The 475-nt window shown below is 62.3% G+C and carries 2 pseudogenes; both read left to right on the top strand.

What is annotated here, in order from left to right:
- Positions 1-135 (top strand): annotated as a pseudogene (locus AC0L2O_RS36375) (acyl-CoA dehydrogenase); the annotation flags it as partial.
- A gap of 134 nt (positions 136-269) precedes the next feature.
- Positions 270-475 (top strand): annotated as a pseudogene (locus AC0L2O_RS36370) (phosphotransferase family protein); the annotation flags it as partial.

Here is a 475-nt window from a genome sequence, read left to right as displayed (position 1 = left end):
TCGGACGAAGCCGGCCTTGCCAAGGACTACGCCCACATCCGCACGCTCCGTCTCGCCGACGGCCCGGACGAGGTGCACAATCGCGCCATTGCCAGGCTCGAGGTTCGGAAGTATGCCAACTCTTCCACGCATTAAAAAACAGGGGAGGGTTGCGTGCTCCCACACCGTCGTTCCGGGGCGATGCGTAAGCATCGAACTCGGAATCTCGAGATTCCGGGTTCTCGCTGCGCGAGCCCCGGAATGACGACAGGAAAAGAGGGAGCGTCATCGTGGCTGACGGCGTGAGGAAAGACGAAGAATTCTCGGGCACCAGGCCCGTCGAGGAGCGTCATCGGTTCGACGAGATGCGGCTCGCAGCCTGGATGCGCGACAACGTCGAAGGCTATGAGGGACCGCTGGTCGTCCTCCAGTTCAAGGGCGGCCAGTCCAACCCGACCTATCGCCTCAACACGCCGAACCACTCCTACGTGATGCG

Source organism: Bradyrhizobium sp. Kon10 (assembly GCF_055807395.1).
Note: the sequence above shows the minus strand (reverse complement) of the source record. Positions and strands in the feature narration are given on the sequence as shown.